Source organism: Ekhidna sp. (genome assembly GCF_965227465.1).
Lineage (GTDB): Bacteria > Bacteroidota > Bacteroidia > Cytophagales > Cyclobacteriaceae > Ekhidna.
In genome coordinates, this window is sequence record NZ_OZ245746.1 from 2806018 (window position 1) to 2825451 (window position 19434).

Annotated in this window: 18 protein-coding genes; 8 read left to right on the top strand and 10 right to left on the bottom strand. The window is 40.8% G+C overall.

The genetic code is table 11. The features are described from left to right. Window positions 1-525, bottom strand: coding sequence for a hypothetical protein (locus tag ACO05G_RS12230; RefSeq protein WP_421763039.1), 525 nt, complete (start codon window positions 523-525; stop codon window positions 1-3). Window positions 526-895: 370 nt separating this feature from the next. Here ACO05G_RS12230 and ACO05G_RS12235 point away from each other — a divergent pair, with 370 nt between their 5' ends. Both ACO05G_RS12235 and ACO05G_RS12240 read left to right on the top strand, forming a co-directional pair. After that, window positions 896-1588 carry an SIR2 family NAD-dependent protein deacylase gene (locus ACO05G_RS12235; RefSeq protein ID WP_421763040.1) on the top strand — a complete coding sequence of 231 codons (693 nt, stop codon included), beginning with the start codon at window positions 896-898 and terminating at the stop codon, window positions 1586-1588. After that, the gene (locus ACO05G_RS12240) at window positions 1585-2049 is read left to right on the top strand and encodes a nuclear transport factor 2 family protein (protein ID WP_421763041.1); all 465 of its coding nucleotides are present in this window, start codon (window positions 1585-1587) and stop codon (window positions 2047-2049) included. Before ACO05G_RS12235 ends, ACO05G_RS12240 begins: the two co-directional genes overlap by 4 nt. A gap of 23 nt (window positions 2050-2072) precedes the next feature. On the opposite strand, the gene ACO05G_RS12245 is transcribed toward ACO05G_RS12240, so the two are convergent. The 3 genes from ACO05G_RS12245 to ACO05G_RS12255 are packed head-to-tail and all read right to left on the bottom strand — an operon-like array spanning window position 2073 to window position 5154. Continuing rightward, window positions 2073-3125, bottom strand: coding sequence for an amidohydrolase family protein (locus ACO05G_RS12245; RefSeq protein WP_421763042.1), 1053 nt, complete (start codon window positions 3123-3125; stop codon window positions 2073-2075). 25 nt (window positions 3126-3150) lie between these two features. Further along, the gene (locus tag ACO05G_RS12250) at window positions 3151-4308 is read right to left on the bottom strand and encodes a tetratricopeptide repeat protein (RefSeq protein WP_421763043.1); all 1158 of its coding nucleotides are present in this window, start codon (window positions 4306-4308) and stop codon (window positions 3151-3153) included. Window positions 4309-4353: 45 nt separating this feature from the next. Further along, window positions 4354-5154 carry a hypothetical protein gene (locus tag ACO05G_RS12255; protein ID WP_421763044.1) on the bottom strand — a complete coding sequence of 267 codons (801 nt, stop codon included), beginning with the start codon at window positions 5152-5154 and terminating at the stop codon, window positions 4354-4356. A gap of 420 nt (window positions 5155-5574) precedes the next feature. On the opposite strand from ACO05G_RS12255, the gene ggt reads away from it, so the two are divergent. Together ggt and ACO05G_RS12265 are read left to right on the top strand one after the other, a co-directional pair. Then, window positions 5575-7272 carry a gamma-glutamyltransferase gene (gene ggt / locus ACO05G_RS12260; protein WP_421763045.1) on the top strand — a complete coding sequence of 566 codons (1698 nt, stop codon included), beginning with the start codon at window positions 5575-5577 and terminating at the stop codon, window positions 7270-7272. Window positions 7273-7281: 9 nt separating this feature from the next. Next, a complete protein-coding gene (locus ACO05G_RS12265) occupies window positions 7282-7836 on the top strand; it encodes a DinB family protein (protein ID WP_421763046.1) in 555 nt (184 codons plus the stop codon). Here the strand turns inward: ACO05G_RS12265 and ACO05G_RS12270 are convergent. The 5 genes from ACO05G_RS12270 to aat (ACO05G_RS12290) all read right to left on the bottom strand — a co-directional run bounded on the left by ACO05G_RS12270 (window position 7833) and on the right by aat (ACO05G_RS12290) (window position 14889). Next, complete coding sequence (locus ACO05G_RS12270) at window positions 7833-8738, bottom strand: ROK family protein (protein ID WP_421763047.1); 906 nt, start codon at window positions 8736-8738, stop codon at window positions 7833-7835. The two genes, ACO05G_RS12265 and ACO05G_RS12270, sit on opposite strands and share 4 nt — an antisense overlap. Then, complete coding sequence (locus ACO05G_RS12275) at window positions 8739-9992, bottom strand: sugar MFS transporter (protein ID WP_421763048.1); 1254 nt, start codon at window positions 9990-9992, stop codon at window positions 8739-8741. It abuts the gene before it with no gap. Next, window positions 9985-10962: an isoaspartyl peptidase/L-asparaginase family protein gene (locus ACO05G_RS12280; protein WP_421763049.1), complete on the bottom strand. Its 978-nt coding sequence runs from the start codon at window positions 10960-10962 to the stop codon at window positions 9985-9987. Before ACO05G_RS12280 ends, ACO05G_RS12275 begins: the two co-directional genes overlap by 8 nt. A 3-nt stretch (window positions 10963-10965) precedes the next feature. Then, window positions 10966-13869 (bottom strand): GH92 family glycosyl hydrolase, encoded by a 2904-nt coding sequence (locus ACO05G_RS12285; protein WP_421763050.1) that lies wholly within the window; start codon window positions 13867-13869, stop codon window positions 10966-10968. 372 nt (window positions 13870-14241) lie between these two features. Then, a complete protein-coding gene (aat, locus tag ACO05G_RS12290; protein WP_421763051.1) occupies window positions 14242-14889 on the bottom strand; it encodes a leucyl/phenylalanyl-tRNA--protein transferase in 648 nt (215 codons plus the stop codon). A gap of 98 nt (window positions 14890-14987) precedes the next feature. Here aat (ACO05G_RS12290) and ACO05G_RS12295 point away from each other — a divergent pair, with 98 nt between their 5' ends. Next, entirely contained in the window at window positions 14988-15353 is a 366-nt protein-coding gene (locus ACO05G_RS12295; protein ID WP_421763052.1) for a glyoxalase/bleomycin resistance/extradiol dioxygenase family protein, read from the top strand. Window positions 15354-15436: 83 nt separating this feature from the next. Next, entirely contained in the window at window positions 15437-16552 is a 1116-nt protein-coding gene (locus ACO05G_RS12300) for a DUF2914 domain-containing protein (RefSeq protein ID WP_421763053.1), read from the top strand. Here the strand turns inward: ACO05G_RS12300 and aat (ACO05G_RS12305) are convergent. Then, complete coding sequence (gene aat / locus ACO05G_RS12305) at window positions 16549-17187, bottom strand: leucyl/phenylalanyl-tRNA--protein transferase (RefSeq protein WP_421763054.1); 639 nt, start codon at window positions 17185-17187, stop codon at window positions 16549-16551. The genes ACO05G_RS12300 and aat (ACO05G_RS12305) overlap by 4 nt on opposite strands. 86 nt (window positions 17188-17273) lie before the next feature. Here aat (ACO05G_RS12305) and ACO05G_RS12310 point away from each other — a divergent pair, with 86 nt between their 5' ends. Continuing rightward, window positions 17274-18377 (top strand): helix-turn-helix domain-containing protein, encoded by a 1104-nt coding sequence (locus ACO05G_RS12310; protein WP_421763055.1) that lies wholly within the window; start codon window positions 17274-17276, stop codon window positions 18375-18377. Window positions 18378-18448: 71 nt separating this feature from the next. Next, on the top strand, window positions 18449-19432 hold the full coding sequence (locus tag ACO05G_RS12315; RefSeq protein ID WP_421763056.1) for an alpha/beta hydrolase family protein: 984 nt from the start codon (window positions 18449-18451) through the stop codon (window positions 19430-19432). Window positions 19433-19434: the final 2 nt, after the last annotated feature.

Genomic DNA, 19434 nt, shown 5'->3' on the forward strand with positions numbered 1-19434 from the left:
TTAGAAGTAGAGATTTAATCCCAGATTCAGTCCGAATGTTTTGCTATTAACAATATCCTCACCTGTAGCAATCCCATAGTTAAGGCTAGGCTCAATTGCTATGGTATCAACGATCCATATAGGATATCCAGCCTCAAATGCCAATAAACGAAAACTGCTTTTTTCTGGCGCCCTTGCAAATATATCTTCACGGCTTGCAGCAGAATAAGATGTACCCACAAAGAATGTTCCTTTAACATAGTACCTAACAAACGGACCAATGAAAGTCGTTGTATTACCATCAAATCCTTGTTTTTCTTTGTCATAACCATAGTTTAATCCCACAGCAAGGTTGTCTATCAAAAAATAACCGGTTACTATCTCCAAATTAAAATTTGTGGTTTTATCCAATGTTGGATCATCATAGCTTGTTGATGCATATTCAAAACTTGTAGATGCTCCAATTAGCCATCCACCTTTTTCGGTCTGTGCATCGGCACAACCGAAGAACGCTACAAGAGTAGCGATTAGCAATACTTTTTTCATTGTAATTAGTGATTACACATAGATGTAAGTTACGCTTTCATGCTTGTGATATTTACAACATCTAATGGTATATTTTCGTCCAGAATACACTCCAAGTCCAGCTAAAAGAATCATGAATTTGGAAGCCGGTGATATCCCATTTTCACTTTCTGAGGAAATACTTATTTGATCTCATATTTTTTTTAAGAACCAACAAGCAATTGAACTACAAACATTGGTATTGAAGGATCAGCAATGCCATTTACTAAATCGAAATATGTTTTTAAGAGATAGCTGACCAACTTTCTCTGTTCGGAGGTATCCGTTTACTTTAAACTAATGGAATCTGTAATATCACTAAATTAAGCTTCCAAAATAAGGAGGCTTTTTTATGAATAAGATTGTTGTACTAACAGGAGCAGGCATCAGCGCCGAAAGTGGACTAAAAACTTTTCGAGACTCTGGAGGCCTTTGGGAAGGTCATGATGTAACTCAGGTGGCAACTCCTCAGGCATGGGCCCGAGATCGGGAACTTGTTCTGGAGTTTTATAATCAAAGAAGGAAACAAGCACTGGAAGTACAGCCAAATGCGGGTCATCTCGCACTCGCAGAACTACAAGAACATTTTGAGGTGATGGTAATCACACAAAACATCGATGCATTGCATGAAAAAGCAGGAAGTGAAAATGTGTTGCACTTGCATGGAGAGATCCAAAAGGTACGAAGCACGCTAGATGAAAATTTAGTTTATGAATTGGATGGCTGGGAACTGAGAGATGGAGACAAATGTGAGAAAGGATCACAGCTTAGACCACACATCGTCTGGTTTGGAGAAGCTGTTCCTATGATGGAGCCAGCTATTCAGGAAGCTCAATCAGCCGATATTTTCATTGTTGCCGGAACCTCATTGGTCGTTTACCCTGCTGCCAGTCTTATTGATTTCCTAAGGCCAGAGACTCCCAAATACATCGTTGATCCTAGCATTCCGGATATCGCTACAAGAAATAACTTCTATCTTTATGAAGAAACGGCAACCTCCGGACTGCCAAAAGTCAAAGAACACCTGATAGCAAATCACATATGAGTAGATCGACACTTGAGAAATTTTATTCAGCATTCCAATCGCAGGATGCATCTAAAATGGCCGAATGCTATCATCCGGATGTGGTATTTAATGACCCTGTTTTTAAAAACCTAAATCATCGGGAGGTCACTGGCATGTGGGAGATGCTCATAGATCGTTCGAAAGGAAAGCTTGAAATTGACTTCCACTCAATAGTTGGTGACGATGAATTGGCTAATTGTATCTGGGAGGCTGAGTATGAGTTTTCAAAAACAGGCAACTCCGTGCATAACATCATCCACAGTACCATGGAATTCAAAGATGGTCTGATTATCAAACATACCGATGATTTTAACTTTTGGCGTTGGTCAAAGATGGCACTGGGACTTACAGGAACTCTGCTGGGATGGTCACCAATGCTTAAAAATAAGGTAAGGAAAATGGCCATTGCTTCTCTGGATAAATACCTGAAAAGTCAGTAGTAAATCGATATAAATAGAGGATATTAATTCTCCTCCATCAGCACCTTTAATAGCTCTTTATTTTCCCCCTTGCTCATTCCCAACCAGTCTAAAGTAGATTGGTAAAAAATATTATCAAGATCTTGTTGCGATAAATCCATTTCGGTAATGAATTTCCCGATTTCCAAATCTCCAAGCGGAAATGGATAATCTGAGCCTAAACATACTTTTTCTGATCCAATCAGGTCAATCACGTATTTCAAATAGGTAGGATCATGTGTGATGCTATCTACCCAGAATTTGCCAAGGTACTCACGTGGGTTCACGTTATTGTGTACCGCAACCAGGTCGGGCCTACAGTTAAAACCATGCTCCAGCCTACCAATGGTAGCGAGTAAAGAACCTCCTGAATGGGCAAAGCACACCCTTAGGTTTGGGTAACGTTCAAAAACACCTCCGAAGATCATAGATGCTGCAGCTCTGGCGGTTTCAGCTGGCATTCCAACAAGCCAAGGCAACCAGTACTTCTCCATGTACTCTTTACCCATCATTTCCCATGGATGCACCAATATGGCCATCTCAAGCTTCTCGCATGCTTCAAAAAACTCAAAGAAACGAGGTTTGCTTAAATTATGGTTATTGATATTTGAACCTATCTGAACTCCAGGTATACCGAGTTCTTTAAGCCTTTCCAGTTCTTTAATTGCCAGGTCTGTATCCTGCATAGGTACTGTTCCTAAACCAATGTAGTTCTTTGGATTTTCCTCCACCAACTGGGCAATGTGATCATTCAAAAACATGGAAAGATCCAGACAATCATGGGCATCCGCCCAATAGCTAAACATTACAGGTATTGTGCATACTACCTGTACTTGCGTATCGAATTTCTTGTACTCTTCAATTCTAAGTTTTTCGTCCCAGCAATTTGATTGGATTTCCCTGAAAAACTTATCGCCTTTCATCATGCGAGCAGCTTCCGGCTTATGATGCAATAAATGAATGAAATCACCATAGCCGAACTTCTCTGCAAAATTTGGAATACTATGAGGAAGGATATGCGTGTGCATATCAATTTTCAAACTTGTTTGCTTTGCCATCTTACAAAGGTAAAAAGAAAATCACCTATTGACTGCTACAGTGCTTATCTAACATTTCGATCGCTTTTTGCATCCCCAATCTTTGAGCATTCTGCAAATACTTGCACGCTTTATCTTTTTCTTTTAAGCTCAAATACGCCATTGCGGCATTAAACCAGACATTCTCATACTGGGCATCAATGGAGAGGTATTGTTCATAAAACCCAACTGCATCCTTAAATTTCTTTTCATGAAACAGCGAGTTTCCGATTAAGTAAAATGCTTCCGTCCTTGAGGGCTCCAGCTGCATTGCTTTAATAAAATCTCTTCTGGCCTGACCAAAAGCTCCTGTTCTTAATAAGGCTTTGCCCCTGCTTACGTAAGCCAGGTCATCTTCCGGATTGGCCTCAATCGCTTTTGAATGATACATGGCAGCTGCACTGTAATCACCGCTTTCATAAGCGTTTGCACCTACCAAATTAAGCATTGGTGCAAATTCTTCATCTGCTATTAATTCAGGAGGAAGTTGTACAGATTCATCCATGATGGCCAGGTTATACCAAGCACGATAATTTGTTGAGTCCAGTTGGATTGCAGATTTCAAGTCTGCTGTCGCTGCTGACTCTCGACCCATTTTCGCATATAATTGTGAACGGTTGATATACAAATCTGCGTTTGCCTCATACTCAAAAGCCTCAGAAAAATCAGCTAGTGCCTGATCCCAATTACCATTCTGCTGATAACATAGTCCTCTATATTGATATACCCGGCCAATCATCGATTGCAGAGTTGTAAGGAACGTTCCCTTCTCTCCAGAAGGATCATAGCCGTAATAGATTGCTTTCGTTTCTGACCCTCTTTGATTTTCTATTACATAGCTAAAATCCTTGATTGCTTGATCGATGCTTGCCGTATTGTAATAGATGAGTCCTTTTTGGAAATACGCTTCGATGTTATCGGGCTCTTTTTGAATCACTGCTTCATAGTCAGCCAGCGCACGAATATTCTTGCCTTCAGCCTCATGTATCATCGCACTTAAAAAGTAATCCTCCGCATTCGGCTTTCGGTTTAAATTTTTGTTGATGTAGTGCCTGGCAGAATCCAGATTGTCAGCATTAAAATAGCTTCGCGCTTTATCATAATAGTCTTGAGCAACCAGACTACCAACGATAAAAAATAGCGCAGATGTTAGTACTAATTTCATGAGGCTAGTATTTCCTATACAGAAACGCGCCTCTTCAACCTTAGGTTATAATACTCGCTGGATTTGCATGCTGCTTTCTTTGTGAAGATGGTTGAATTTCCCATTCTCCATCTTATAAAAGCTAATGGCCATCACCAAAAACAATCCGGTACCTTCAGGAATAATTCGGTTATCGATCGAAATCATTCCGGTCATTGGCTCGGTAGGAATCTTTAGAAGAGGCAACATAGAACTCTCATAGGTTCCAAATTTTCCATGCAGGTCTTTATTCACCGGCTTATATCCGCCCTCCTTTTGATCAAATTGATAATCTGACAGGGCGATAAGTCTTGCTGTAATCTTAAAATTTGAAGCTCCTTTTGGGCTCTTAAAAGTTTTTTCAGGAATAAACGCTGGAAAATGAAGGATTACCTGTCCTCGCTGAGATCCAGGTTTGACAAAATACTTGGCTCCAAAAATTTTCTCGTATGGTGCCTTCGAGTTGAATTCAAATCCATTTAGAAGATGTCCATGCTTACTCAGGAATAAAGGTCTTGTTCCTGTTTTTCCCTCTTCCATTTTTGCCAGATTTCGAAACTGCGCCGTAAGCTTACCTGAAACGTAAGTTTCGCAGATTTCAGCCATGCCGGTTGACAATGATTGGCGTAACGTTTTAGCCATCATAGAAGCCACACCAAATTCTTTCTGATTATTTCTTAGCTCTTTATACGAGGCTTTGGTCTTAATCTGTCTGGCTGTTGGACCGCCCTTCTTCGCTATGATCTCGCGATCAATGCCTTTCAATTTATATCTTCTATAGCCTTTTGGGATTTCGATTTCAATGGGGGTTCTAGGTGACTCTTTCATTTGTAGCTGGAAAGCTTTTAAGTTGATTTGATCTTGATTTTCGCTTAGGGCTGATGAAGATAAACATTCGACCCGTAACAACAAAATTTTCGATTCACGAATTCCTTAACGAAACCAAATGCTAACCACTGATAGTTACCCACTTATGATGACGGTCTATTTTATTGACTTATAACGCTCTTCAAGTCTAATTTTTTTACCGATTATTCGTTGATTAGTTTCACCGTGTAATTATGTATAAGAAATTACTTTTAGCATTTGTCATTCTGGCCAGTGGCTTCCTATTCACCTCATGTAAGTCGAGTGCCCATACAGTGAAGGTTGTGAAACCAAAAAAACATTGGTTCCCCTATAACCAGGCAAAGCATAGAAAAAGAAAACGCACCAAAATTGTGCGGATGAAATCCTGATACCATACTCATGAAAATAAAATCACTCTTTCTGGCACTGCTCGTTTGCGCGTGCCAGTCATCACAAATTAGTACTACCCGCGAACCTGAAGTAGGACCATTAGGTGAACAGGCAATGGTCTCATCTGCGCACCCATTAGCTACCAAAGTGGGTGTTGAGGTTTTAAAAAATGGCGGAAACGCGATTGATGCTGCAGTTGCTGTCAAATTTGCGCTAGCGGTGGTATTTCCTCGTGCAGGTAATCTTGGAGGAGGTGGTTTTGCAGTCTATCGGTTAAATGACGGAAGTACAGGAGCACTTGACTTCCGGGAGAAAGCTCCAAAGAATGCAAGTCGCAACATGTACCTTGATGAGGCTGGAAATGTGATAGATAATTTAAGTTTAATTGGGCATAAGGCTGCAGGTGTTCCCGGTTCAGTGGATGGGATATTAAAGCTTTATGAAAAATTGGGAACAAAGCCGCTTGCTGAATTAATTCAGCCATCCATAGAGCTTGCTTATTATGGTTTTACTATTACAGAGGATCAGGCAGATGAATTCAATGAAAAAAGTGAAGAATTTGTTGAAGTAAATGGACCCGATTTCTTTCTTGTAAAAGACCAACTATGGCAGGCTGGTGATACGTTAAAATTCACAGAACTGGCAGCTACATTGACCCAGATAAGAGATAGAGGTAGAGAAGGTTTTTATGGAGGAATTGTTGCTGATCAAATTGTGAAGGAAATGCAAAGCGGAGGTGGGCTAATTACCGAGGAAGATCTAAAGGCGTATAATGCCCAATGGAGAGATCCAATTACCAGCAATTACCGAGGACATAAGATCATTTCCATGCCTCCCCCTTCTAGTGGAGGAGTAGCCATCTTACAGTTGCTACAAGGTGCCGAGCTGTACGATGTAAAAGCAATGGGTCATAATACTGCCGAAACCATTCACTTAATGACAGAACTTGAGCGCAGGGTCTATGCAGATCGGGCGACTCATTTGGGTGACCCTGATTATTATGATGTTCCGGTTGATATGCTACTGGATAAGGAGTATAATGAGGAACGATTTTCCAGTATTTCACTAAAGAAAAAAACGGATTCTCAGGAGATCAAAGAAGGTGAGGTCGAAATCATCGAGAGCGTGGAAACCACTCACTTTTCGATAGTGGACCCTGAAGGAAATGCAGTTTCCTTGACAACAACGCTAAATTCATTTTTCGGATGCAAAGTATATGTAAAAGGTGCTGGGTTTTTCCTAAATAATGAAATGGATGATTTTAGCGCTAAGCCAGGAGTGCCTAACCAATTTGGATTAGTAGGTGGAGAAGCAAATTCTATACTTCCTGAAAAGCGTATGCTCAGCAGCATGACCCCTACCCTTGTGGAAAAAGATGGAAAATTAAAGATGGTCGTTGGAACTCCGGGTGGATCGACCATCATTACTTCCAACTTTCAGGTGATAATGAATGTAATCGATCATGGAATGGGTATGCAAGATGCAGTAAACGCTACACGTACACATAGCCAGTGGCTCCCAGACCGTATTCTGATCGAAGAGCGGCCAATCAAACCGAACGTAATAAAAGGCCTTGAGAAGCTTGGACATGTAATAGAACGCCGCAAATCAATGGGGCGGATGGATTGTATACTTGTACGAGACGATGGAAAGCTCGAGGGTGGTGCAGATTACTCTAGAGGAGATAATTACGCCGAAGGATTTTAATTAAACTACATGAAGAAAATATTCTACTCAGTTACAGTTCTCTTATTTTTAGGGAATGCCCAAGCTCAAAGTGTAATTAAACCGCCTAAAGGCTATAGTGAAAACATCGGCAATATGGTTACTATGCTGGATGATTTAAAAGGTAGGGTCACTCGAAGTGTGGCTAATCTTGATCAGGAAGGGACAGACTTTTTGCTGGATGAAAAAGCCAATCGAATTGGAGCGATGATCATGCATCTGGCAGCAACAGAAGTTTACTATCAGAAATATACGTTTGAAGGAAGGGGATTTACGGCAGACGAAAATGAGAAATGGGGTGCTGCCCTAAATCTGGGTGATGAAGGCAGGGGCCGGCTGAAAGATCAGCCAATCTCCTATTATTTAGAGATATGGGATGAAGTGCGAGCCGAAACAAAAGCGCTTTTAAAGGAAAAAGATGATAAGTGGTTCTCAAAAAAAGCTTCAGGAGCAATGAGCAACCATTGGGCATGGTATCACGTGATGGAACATCAAGCAAATCACATGGGGCAAATCCGTTTAATTATGGGTCGAATTCCCAATTAAATCACCAAAGCAGCACTCCCAAGTATCGCCGCATCATTTAATGGAAGCCCTGATTTCATGATTCGAATTTTATTTCGATAAAGATTGTGCACATTGGCCTCCAATGTCTGTTTTAATGAAGGAAAAAACAAGTCACTTGCTTGTGCAATTCCACCAAAAAAGATGATCGCTTCGGGGCTCGTGTAGGTAGCTGCATCTGCCAACTTGAGACCCAGCCACTCACCGGTCTTTTCAAATGTTTCTATCGCAAACTGATCTCTCGCTACAGCTTTAATGGCAATCTCCTGAGGAGTAGTTACTTTCCCAACATCATATGCATGGTAAGTCTCCAATAATCCACGGATGGAAACATAAGCTTCCAAACATCCCTTTCTTCCACAGGTACAATCTCTACCTCCGGGCACCACAATAGAATGTCCAAGTTCTCCGGCAAATCCATCATGCCCGTAAATTACATTTCCCCCAGATACAATTCCGCTCCCTAGACCTGTTCCTAAAGTGATCAGGATGAAGTCATTAAGGTCTTTCGCAACCCCAAATTGCTTCTCGCCAATTGCAGCAGCATTGGCATCATTGGTGAGCACTGTCTGGCAGTTCATTTTATCTTCAAGATATGCAGCTACCTTATGCACATCTTTCCAGGGCATATTAGGCGCATACTCAATGGTTCCTCTATAGAAATTTCCGTTGGGTGCACCTATGCCTATCCCCTCGATGGAGTGATCGTGCTTTTCTGATAACTTCTTAATCTCTTCTGCAATGGCATCTAAAAAAGTCTCAATAGGTTCGGAGGCAAATCCCTTAATCAGGATAATGGATCGATCTTTAATTACACCCTCCTCTGATACCAGCCCAACTGTTGTACTTGTTCCTCCAATATCTATTCCTATGTAGTATTTCATCTAATGTTTATACCCTTTCCATCCATACCAGGCGATATAGATAAAGCAGATAATCGTTATCAGAAATGAATTATGTAACCCAAAAGAACTATCAGCAATCAGTCCTTGCAATGGTGGGAGCACGGCTCCACCAACTATTGCTGCTACCAATATACCGGACCCCTTGCTTGTTTGCGGACCCAAATCAGCTATAGCTAGTGTGAAAATATTGCTCCACATGATAGACAGGAATAATCCGGTACCTATCAACAACCACATGGCCAGGTAACCGGATGAAATACTGAATCCAAGCATCAATGCAATGCAAGTAAGAGACGCCAGTGTCAAAAGTCTTTGACTTGAAACGAATTTGAGAATGTATGAACCCGATAATCTTCCAATCATCAAACCACCCCAATAAAAAGGAAGATATCTCGCACCTACTTCCCGAAACCTGGCAATTTGATCCTCCGGATTCTTAAGTCCCTCAATATATCCTTGAAATTCGGGGAGACCCGGGAAAATATTTTCACTTAAATAGATTACCAGAAAAGAAGCGATCGTAACCTCCGCACCCACATATAAAAAAATAGCGACAGCTCCTTTTACGAGATGGGGTTTTCTCCATACACTTTGTCCCTTATCCGCATTAGATGTTTCAGCCGTCTCTACCACTTCTGGTAATTCCAGAAACCTGAAGATGACTGCCAATATCAACAACAAAGCACCGAGTACGAGATAGGGAATCTGAACGGATTCTGCCTGCTCTGCAGTTGACAAACCGGCAAGCCCTCGCAAAATAAAATAACTACCGGCCAGCGGAGCTATCATCTTGGCTACACTATTAAATCCTTGTGCCAGATTCAACCGATTTGAAGCTTTTTCAGGGTCGCCAAGTCTTGCTACGTAGGGATTGGCCGCCACCTGAAGGAGTGTGACACCAGACGCCAGCACAAATATGGCTCCCAGAAATAGCGGATATGAGACCATAGCTGATGCTGGATAAAACAACCAACTTCCGATAGCCATAACCAGTAACCCAACGATAATTCCTTTATGATACCCGATGCGATTAAGTAGCCATGATGATGGTATACTCACACAGAAAAAGGCAATAAAAAAGGCAAACTGTACTAGTGCAGCTTGAAAATTAGATAACGAAAATAGTCCTTTCAAATACGGAATAAGGGCGCCATCCAGCTCGGTTAAAAAACCCCATGTAAAGAATAGCACCAGCATGTAAAACATGGATGCTTCGTATTTTTTCTTAGCCATTTAGGTAGGATTTAGCGTCGATCAATTCGTTTTTTTCGCCTACCATTTCAGCGTAATTAAAGCCCGGATGGATGGCATAGGCCCCTGTATTTCCTGCAATATCCATTGCCAGGTATCCAACCTGAAATGATTTGTAATCCAGTTTATCAACTATTCGTTGGATAGCCGCCTCGCACGCTTCCTGAGCATTTGCTCCCTGGCGCATTAATTCCACCACAAGAAAAGATCCAAGGGTTTTCATCATCAGTTCACCCATACCTGTGGCTACAGCTGCTCCATAGTCATTATCTACAAAAAGCCCCGCTCCAATGATCGGAGAATCACCCACTCTTCCATGCATTTTATAGGCTAACCCGCTGGTCGTGCAGGAGCCCGATAGGTTGCCTTTCGCATCCTGGCAAATCATGCCAATGGTATCATGATTTTCCACATTTATTATGGGGTTATATTCTGCGGATTTCAACCATTCTTCCCACGCTTTCTTAGAGCTTTCGGTTAATAAGTTTTCTTCTGCAAACCCTTGTGCCAATGCAAACCGTTTCGCTCCCTCTCCTGCAAGCATGACATGAGGAGTTTCTTCCATTACTTTCCTTGCCACCGCTATGGGATGTTTGATGTTTTGCAAAAAACACACGGAACCAGCATTTCCCGCATGATCCATGATGCACGCATCTAATGTCACATTTCCATCCCGATCAGGCAAGCCTCCCAGTCCAACAGAGCTGCCCTTAGGATCAGCTTCTACGACCATCACACCTTTTTCTACTCCATCCAAGGCATTGCCTCCCTCATTCATTACTCGCATTGCCTCTTCGTTGGCTTCCAATCCGTGCACCCAGGTACTGAGTGCTTTAGGCGTATTTGATCTGACAACTCCTGCAGGCTCTGCCTTGGCACAAGCGGCTCCCACCAATCCCACACCTGCTGTCGCTGCGAGTGAGTTTTTTAAAAACTTTCTTCTGGTACTCATTGGTTAGTTGATTACAATTTCATCTGCAAAAATCCATGATTTTCCACCGGCTCCTTTATGGTCTGGTGGACACACCCCTCGATTTTTGGCCACTATTTTAATGTATCGTCCTTTAAAAGACTTGTTAACTTTAAAGTCATGCAAGATTGCTCCTTTCTCCTTATAGGTAATGCCATTGACATCTGTTCCGATGGCCTCAAAACTTTCCCCATCAATCGATGTAAAGAATTGCACTTCAGTGGGCATAAAAATCCAGGCATTCTCATCCTGCAGGAACCCAATCTTCGCAACAGTGAAGTCACCAATTCGACCCATATCTATTACCGCCTCCAGGTCTACACCTTCATAACCCTGCCATGATCCAGTACGGAAATCTTCTCCTCCACGGATAAAATCTATCAAAGCCATGTCTCCTCCGGCAGTATAATGATTGGCATATTCGGTACTCAGTGAAATGCTTCTTTTTTCAGGAATTTTGTAAAAAGTACTACGGGCCTTCAGGCTTTCTTTTTCTCCCTTCTCAGCCCAAACAAAGAGGTCTGTGGATCTATTTATCTCAAAAGGCTCATCGTATTTTATTTTTTCACCACCTGCTGTAAAGGTGTAGTAGATATCTGCTTCCGAAGTAGGTGTAGAGAGTGTCACGAGCGTGGTTTCCATAAAAGCATGATCCCCGGTTTCCAGCGCAGGTATTGCAATAGCCTCTGTATCAATTTTAGATTTGGGACGATGCTCCTTCTCCCGTCCGAATGAAGAGGGCTCTGCCTGCATGTTGAAGGTTAGTATCCCACCTTTCATCAATTCATCATGCTTGATGTAGGTATACGGATACTCAGAATTATTCAGTTCAACTGACCCTACATAAACATTATTCGAACCATTATCTTTTGCTTCAATGATAAATTGATTGCCATTTTCAAGGTTGATTGTAGCTCTTTTAAACCACGGACTTCCTAAAATGTAATCTGTGCTTGCGGGAGTAACGGGATAGAACCCGATGGCACTCATCACCAACCAGGAAGACATCTGTCCACAGTCTTCGTTACCCGAAAGTCCATCTGGCTGATTTGAGTATAATTCATCCATGATTTGCCGAACCAATTTTTGTGTTTTATCGGGTCTTCCAACAAAATTGTAGAGATAAGGAATGTGATGACTTGGCTCATTGCCGTGGGCATATTGTCCAATGAGTCCGGTAATATCTGCCTGGTCCCGTCCTTTCGTTTCCGAGTTAGCAGAAAAGATCTCATCCAGCTTGGTTTCTGCTGCTTCATCCCCCCCAAGCATTTCAATCCATGTTTCTACATCTTGTGGTACATAGTAACTGTACTGCCAGGAATTTGCCTCAGTATAGTTGAAATTAACTTCTGCAGGTTCGAATGGATAAAACCATCGGTTATTATTTCGCGCGCGCATGAATCCGGTGGTCGGATCAAAAACATTCTTATAGTTCTGGGCACGCTGGTAGTAGACGGACGCAATGTCCGGCTTACCCAATTGATTAGCCATCTCTGCAATGGTCCAATCATCATAGGCATATTCTAGTGTTTTTGACACGCTTTCAGCTTCTACATCTGAAGGAATATAACCGGAAGATCTGAATTCATCTATCCCTAATCGGTTTTGCATGGAGCTATGAATCATTGCTTCTAAAGCCTTTTCACTATCAAAGTCCTTGATCCCTTTCAAATAGGCATCCGCAATGGTTGGTACTGCATGATATCCGATCATGCAATCCGTGTAGTTGCCTGCCAATTCCCACATAGGCAGCCGACCACCATATTCATATTGCTTAAGGAATGTTTGAATGAAATCGGAGGTCCGCTTTCTCTCAATGATAGTATATAAGGGATGTGTACTGCGATAGGTATCCCATAGGGAGAATACGGTGTGGTTGGTAAAGGAAGTGTCAGAGTGAACCTCCAGGTCGGTGCTTCTATACCGGCCATCTACATCCTGATACAGATTAGGTGCAATCATGGTATGGTAAAGGGCCGTGTAAAAAACCTCTTTTTGTTCTTCACTCCCTCCTTCAACATTGATCTTATTTAGCTGTGATTCCCACGTCAAACGAGAATCATTTCGTGCTTTATCAAAATCCCAGTCGGGAATTTCAGCTTCCAGATTTTGTTGAGCTCCTTCCTCATCTACAGCAGAAATAGCCACTTTGACTTTCAGTTGATTGCCCTGACCAAATGAGAGTGCTGCTTTTTTTCCATCATCACCTCCACCATATTGCAGTGACTGAATCGGTTGATCAAAAATGATCCGAAAGAAAAGGTATTGTTTCTGTGCCCAGGATTTGCTGTGGCGGTATCCCGTGAGCTCATAGGCATTAACTTGTTCCAAGTTAGACTCCAGGATTTCATCCCTGTGAGCCAGGTCGATGATGAGTCTACGATCTTTCGCTCCATTAAAATCATATTGATGAAAGCCTACTCGCTTTCCTATCGTCAACTGTACAGCGATATCATCATCCTCGAGATTAACTGCATAGTAACCCGGCTCTGCTATTTCGGTTTCTTTTAAGAAGTGTGAACGATATCCTGAGTCACCATCAGCGCCATTGTTAAAAAACGTTTCTCCCGTATAAGGCATCAGCAATATATCTCCATAATCTGCAATACCTGTCCCGCTTAGGTGGGTATGGCTAAAGCCGTAAACAATTGAATCGCTATAGTGATAACCCGAACACCCATCCCAACCTTCCAAGCGGGTATCCGGACTAAGCTGCACCATTCCGAAAGGCATAGTAGCTCCAGGAAAGGTGTGCCCATGTCCTCCGGTACCGATGAATGGGTTCACATGTTCAAAAGGATTTTTTGGTGATTGTTCTGTGCATGAAAAGAAAATGAGGCACAACAAAAACCATTGACAGGACTTCATGATTAGGTTACGATTCTGCATACGAATCGGAAATTAATGAAATTGTGAAACAAAGGAATTAGGGATTTAGTCCGGCTTTCAAATGATTAGTAATAAAGTTTAGGTTTCAAAATTGCGGTTAATCAATATTTTGGTTGCTTCACGGACGCAGATTTAGAGCAATGCTAAGTTATTAAATGCCTTTCTATCTTGAAATATATAATTTCCCAGAATGCTCATATTCAACTTATATATTCCATCTTTGGTATAAATAAATAAGCAAATGGCTAAAGGAAAAAACGCACAGAAAAGTGTAAAAAAAGAAGCAACGAAAACGCCAAAAGAAAAGAAGGCGGAAAAACGTGAAAAGAAAGCTAAAAAAAGATAGACCCAAAAGCAGCGAATTTCCGCTGCTTATTTTTTCACTGCTTCTAAATACTTAAGAAATTCTTCTCTATCAATCAGCTCTGCGCCCATGCTGGACATGTGATCCGTATAGGCCTGGCAGTCATAAAGTTGCCCGCCCTCTTCTTTGAACTTTTCAATGAATCTGATTAACCCTACTTTGGAAGCATTGCTCACTTTTGAGAACATAGATTCGCCACAGTATATGGTCCCCAAATGAATACCGTACATTCCTCCAACCAGTTCATTCTCTTTCCATACTTCTAAAGATTGGGCGTATCCAAGTTTGTGTAGTTCTATATATGAGTCGACCATTTCCTGAGTAATCCATGTACCATCCTGACCTACCCGCTGCATCTGCTTGCAACTGTTAATTACTCCTTCAAAATCCTCATTGTATGTGACTTTGAATTCTTCCTTTCGCAAAACACTTCGCATAGATCTGGATACATATAGCTTATCCGGTAACAAGACAAACCTTGGATTGGGGCTATACCACATGATTGGTTCATCATCATTATACCAGGGAAATATACCTGAATGGTATGCCAGCATGAGTCGTTCTGGACTCAGATCTCCTCCGATAGCCACACAGCCATCTTCTTCGGCATCAGAAACAGGTGGGAAAAATAGCTCCTGAGTAAGTTGGTAGCTCATTCGTGTTTAATATTAGAAATTCTTTGTCAAGTTATGCTAAAACTAGTAATCCTTAATTGCCCGGTAACGCAAAGTCATCGTCCACGTTAGTAAAACTTATGAACACCCCATCCTCAACCCTCTACATCATTCCTGTTTTATCATCATCGGACATTGAGCGAGATCTTGCCTGGTACGAAAAGCATACTGGTTTTAATCTTTATTTTGGTGATAAGGGATATTCTGGACTGCAACGTGACAACCTTGAGTTTCATTTACAATGGCACCACAACAATGATGATGACCCTGTTTACCCTTCTGTGATGAAAATATTTGTAAAGGATATTCAACCTTATTATGAGGAGTTTGTAAAACGTGGAACTATTCCCAAGGATAAGCTACGGATGAACACTCCATGGGGGACTCATGAGTTTGGCTTCTACGATTTGAACAACAATGCGATCTTTATTGTACAGGACGCATAAATTCTTCCTTCATCTATTTTTAATCGCTAACCCGATAGGTTGTGAGCCCAATTCATTCTTTATTTGGATTCTCGAAAAGGTAGATGATAAAAATACTCGCCAGATACAAGAAAAGTGCTTTCAGCAGATTCATTCAAAAGCATGAAAAATATGCCCCAATCTTTTTTTTCATGGGCGGATTCATATTCGACTCGCTAACACTAGGCCGCATAGATCGGCTTTATGATTTAACCATCTTGTGTCTGCACATGACCTCACTTTCTGTCACGCTTTACATTTACAATCGGATACCTGATGGGAAATGGAAGGGAACGCTCATTGACCGCTACAAGGAATACTTGCCACTCGCTATTCAATTTTTCTTTGGGGCACTTTCAAGCGCATATGTGGTCTACTTCTCAAGAAGTGTCTCGTTATCGAAGACCGCCTACTTTTTTGGTATTTTAGTTTTGTTACTCTTCGCCAATGAATTTCTCAAAAAACGAATCTCGAACAAGTACTTGCAGTTTAGCATCTACTTTTTTCTAAGCTTCACTTTCTTCACCTTTATTATCCCCGTATTTATTAAAGCAATGAATACCAATGTATTTATTTTCTCTGGGGCTATTAGTTTGCTTTGTACGCTTACCCTTATACTCATTGTATACCGTGTTAGTCCAAACATGAAAGTGGAGGTCAAACTTTGGAAACTCCTGGGAATAGTCCTGGTGATATACGTCTTTATTAATTCGTTCTATTTTTTCAGGCTAATACCACCCGTCCCATTGGCTTTAAGTGAGGCCATTGTTGCTCACAATATTCAACGTGATGGCAATAAGTATGTCGTTTCATTCGAGCGGGATGAATGGTACGTATTTTGGCGAACTCATCGACGTGAATTTATATGGAATCCTGACGAAAAGGTCTATGTATTTTCTTCCATTTTTGCTCCTACCGACTTGAAGAAAACCATATTCCACCGGTGGAAGTGGTATAATGCCCGTAAAGAAAAATGGGAATTTATTGAAGATATCACGTATGAAATAATGGGTGGAAGAGATGGTGGGTACAGAGGCTATACCTATAAGAGCCATGTAAAAGAAGGAGAATGGAAAGTTGAAGTACTGACCGAAGAGGAGTTGGTGCTGGGTGTTATAGAATTTGAAATTCAAAAGAACGAAAACAAGGAGCCACATAGGCTCATAAATAGAAAGTTCTAGTCTGGTAAAAACGTCAGGTACTCCTTACGGCTAATCTCTTCAGCCCCCATTGTCACCATATGTTCCGAATGAACCTGACAATCAAACAGCTTACCTCCATCTTGCTTAAATTTTTTAATGAAAGTAATGAGTGCCAATTTAGAAGCATTACTCACCGTTGAAAACATGGATTCACCACAAAAAACAGAACCTAAATCTACTCCATACATTCCACCTACCAATTCATTTTCCTTCCAAACCTCAATCGACTGAGCATGACCTAACTCATGCAATCGAATATAGGCCAGTTCCATTTCATCTGTAATCCAGGTTCCTTGCTGCCCTTCTCTAGGCATCTTTTTGCATGCTGCAATCACTCCTTCAAAATCCTGATTGAATGTAACTTTAAGCACATCACTATTAATGACTCGCCTCATCGATTTAGAGATATGCAGACGTTCCGGAAATAGGACAAAGCGAGGATCTGGGCTCCACCAGATAATTGGCTCATCTTCGCTGTACCATGGAAAGATGCCTAATTTATACGCTAATAAGAGTCTTTCTGGTAGCAAATCCCCTCCTACAGCTACAATACCATCTTCGGCTCCATCAACGGGTGGAAATATGATGTCATCGGTAAGTTGATAGATGGGCATGGATGTGATAAATGTGTATTAAAACTTTGGTGAGTATTTTTATTAGCTAATGAAACCTTAATGGATCGTCGATCCTCAAAGTTAAAATGTCTTTCTCTTTAAATGCTTGGGTAGTACTCTATTCGTGTGGCTTTACCATGGGATTGTTTATGGCGATCATATTCTTTGCATCCAGAAAGAGATATACACCACATGTTCAAAACATAACAGTCATATTACTCATACTATCCTTACTGTTATTTTTCGAAATAGTAGAGGAGACTAATCTGGTGGATTCTTATCCATTCCTGTTAGGCATTTCACCGGTTATCGACTTACTCATCTGGCCGTTCTTGATTTCTTATATTGAATTTATCTGTGGTGTAAGAAGAAAGAACTGGCGAATAATTTTATATTTCTTACCTCTACTCATTGCTATTGCATGGCAGATTCCCTTTCTAGTACTATCTGACGCATCAAAGCTTTCTTTCTTCTCAGAAGGAATACCTCAAAGTATTTTTGGCTTAGTGACTTTTAAGCTGATATTCACTGTTGGCTTTTTGATCATATTGATTTCCACACTTTCAACTTCCATGTCCAGATATAAAGCATTCATTCACAACAATAAAAAAATTAGATTACTAAATGCCACGCGGAAGTTAATTTGGGCACTTTCATTCATTATTACCTTAATTTATGGACTCTTTTATATTTCCTATTTCAAACTCTTAAATCTTGGTGATTCTGATAGAATAGGAAGTTTAATCGTATCTCTGCTTATCTATCTACTCGGGAGCTTGATTTTTAATTACCAGCATCTCTTTCTTCGAAAAAGTTATCACAAGCAGATAGTAAATTCTTTTAATGGTCAAGAATCGAAATATATAGAACGATTATTGGGCTTGTTTGAATTAGAAAAAATATACCTAAATGAAAGTCTAACATCTGGGGATATTGCTGATAAAGTGGAACTATCGGAACAGCAATTATCTTATCTGATTAATGGTCAGCTAGGAATCTCCATTTCAGATTTTATCGCCACCTATCGTGTGAACGAAATTCAAAACAGGATATCCAAAGGCGATCATCGATCAATGACTTTACTTGGACTTGCGCACGAAGCAGGGTATAATAGTAAAGCCACGTTTAACAGAAACTTTAAGGAACACACCGGACTGACACCCTCTGAGTATGTCGATCAGTTAAAATGAGTCTCACTTTAGAAATGAGTCGATTTTAGAATTACAATTCATGTCTTTTGAGCAAAAAAAAATGAAATAATATGGACTTAAAAATTGGCTTACCTATTCTATTAGTTTTCGGGGTATCTATCATCTCCTTCGCCACAACTACGAAAGAAATAAGTTTTAAAAACAGGGATGTAACACTTCAAGGCACATTGTACTACCCAAAAGGTGAAGGCCCTTTCCCTGCTGTAGTTTTTGTGCATGGATCCGGTCCTGAAACGAGGGATAATAGTAAATACAGTGCCAAATGGATGGCCTCTATTGGATATGTCGCATTGACTTATGACAAACGAGGTACTGGAGAATCAGATGGAGATGAAAATGACTGGAAACGTTTCAGTTTCGAGCATTTAGCTGGAGATATAATGGCAGCAGTTGATATTTTAGCAACTGACCCTAAAGTTAAAGCTGCAAAAATTGGCATCCATGCTGCTAGTCAGGGAGGATGGGTCTCTGTATTGGCAGCTGCCAAGTCCGAAAAAATCAACTTTATGATCATTAAATCAGCCTCAGTTACTACTGTTCATGAAGACAGAGTATTTGAAAGGACACAGCGACTGAAAAAAGAAGAATTTTCAGATGATGAATTAGCTCAAGCTAAAACAATACAAAATGTTGAGGCTAAAACCTCTGAAGAAGATCTATTTCCTGATCTATTTGAGAAATACAAAGATACTCCATGGATTAAGAGGGTTTATGGTGATTTAGAACCTTCACATCCTTCATTAATCGCTTACAGAGAATGGTATTCCACAATCGCTTATTTTGATCCGATTACATATTTAAAGCAAATAGATATTCCTATCATGTGGATTTTCGGAGATCCTAAACTGGATAATCATGGACCGGTCAAGAAAAGTATTGAAAACCTTGAATCATTAATAGCTTCCAAGAACTATGAAATTCGTAGCTATTCAGATCAGGATCACAATGTGAAAGAAAAGGAATATGAAGCTGACCTTTATCAATGGCTGATTAAAATAAATGGTGACAATGGATTTAAATTCAGAAAGCATTGATA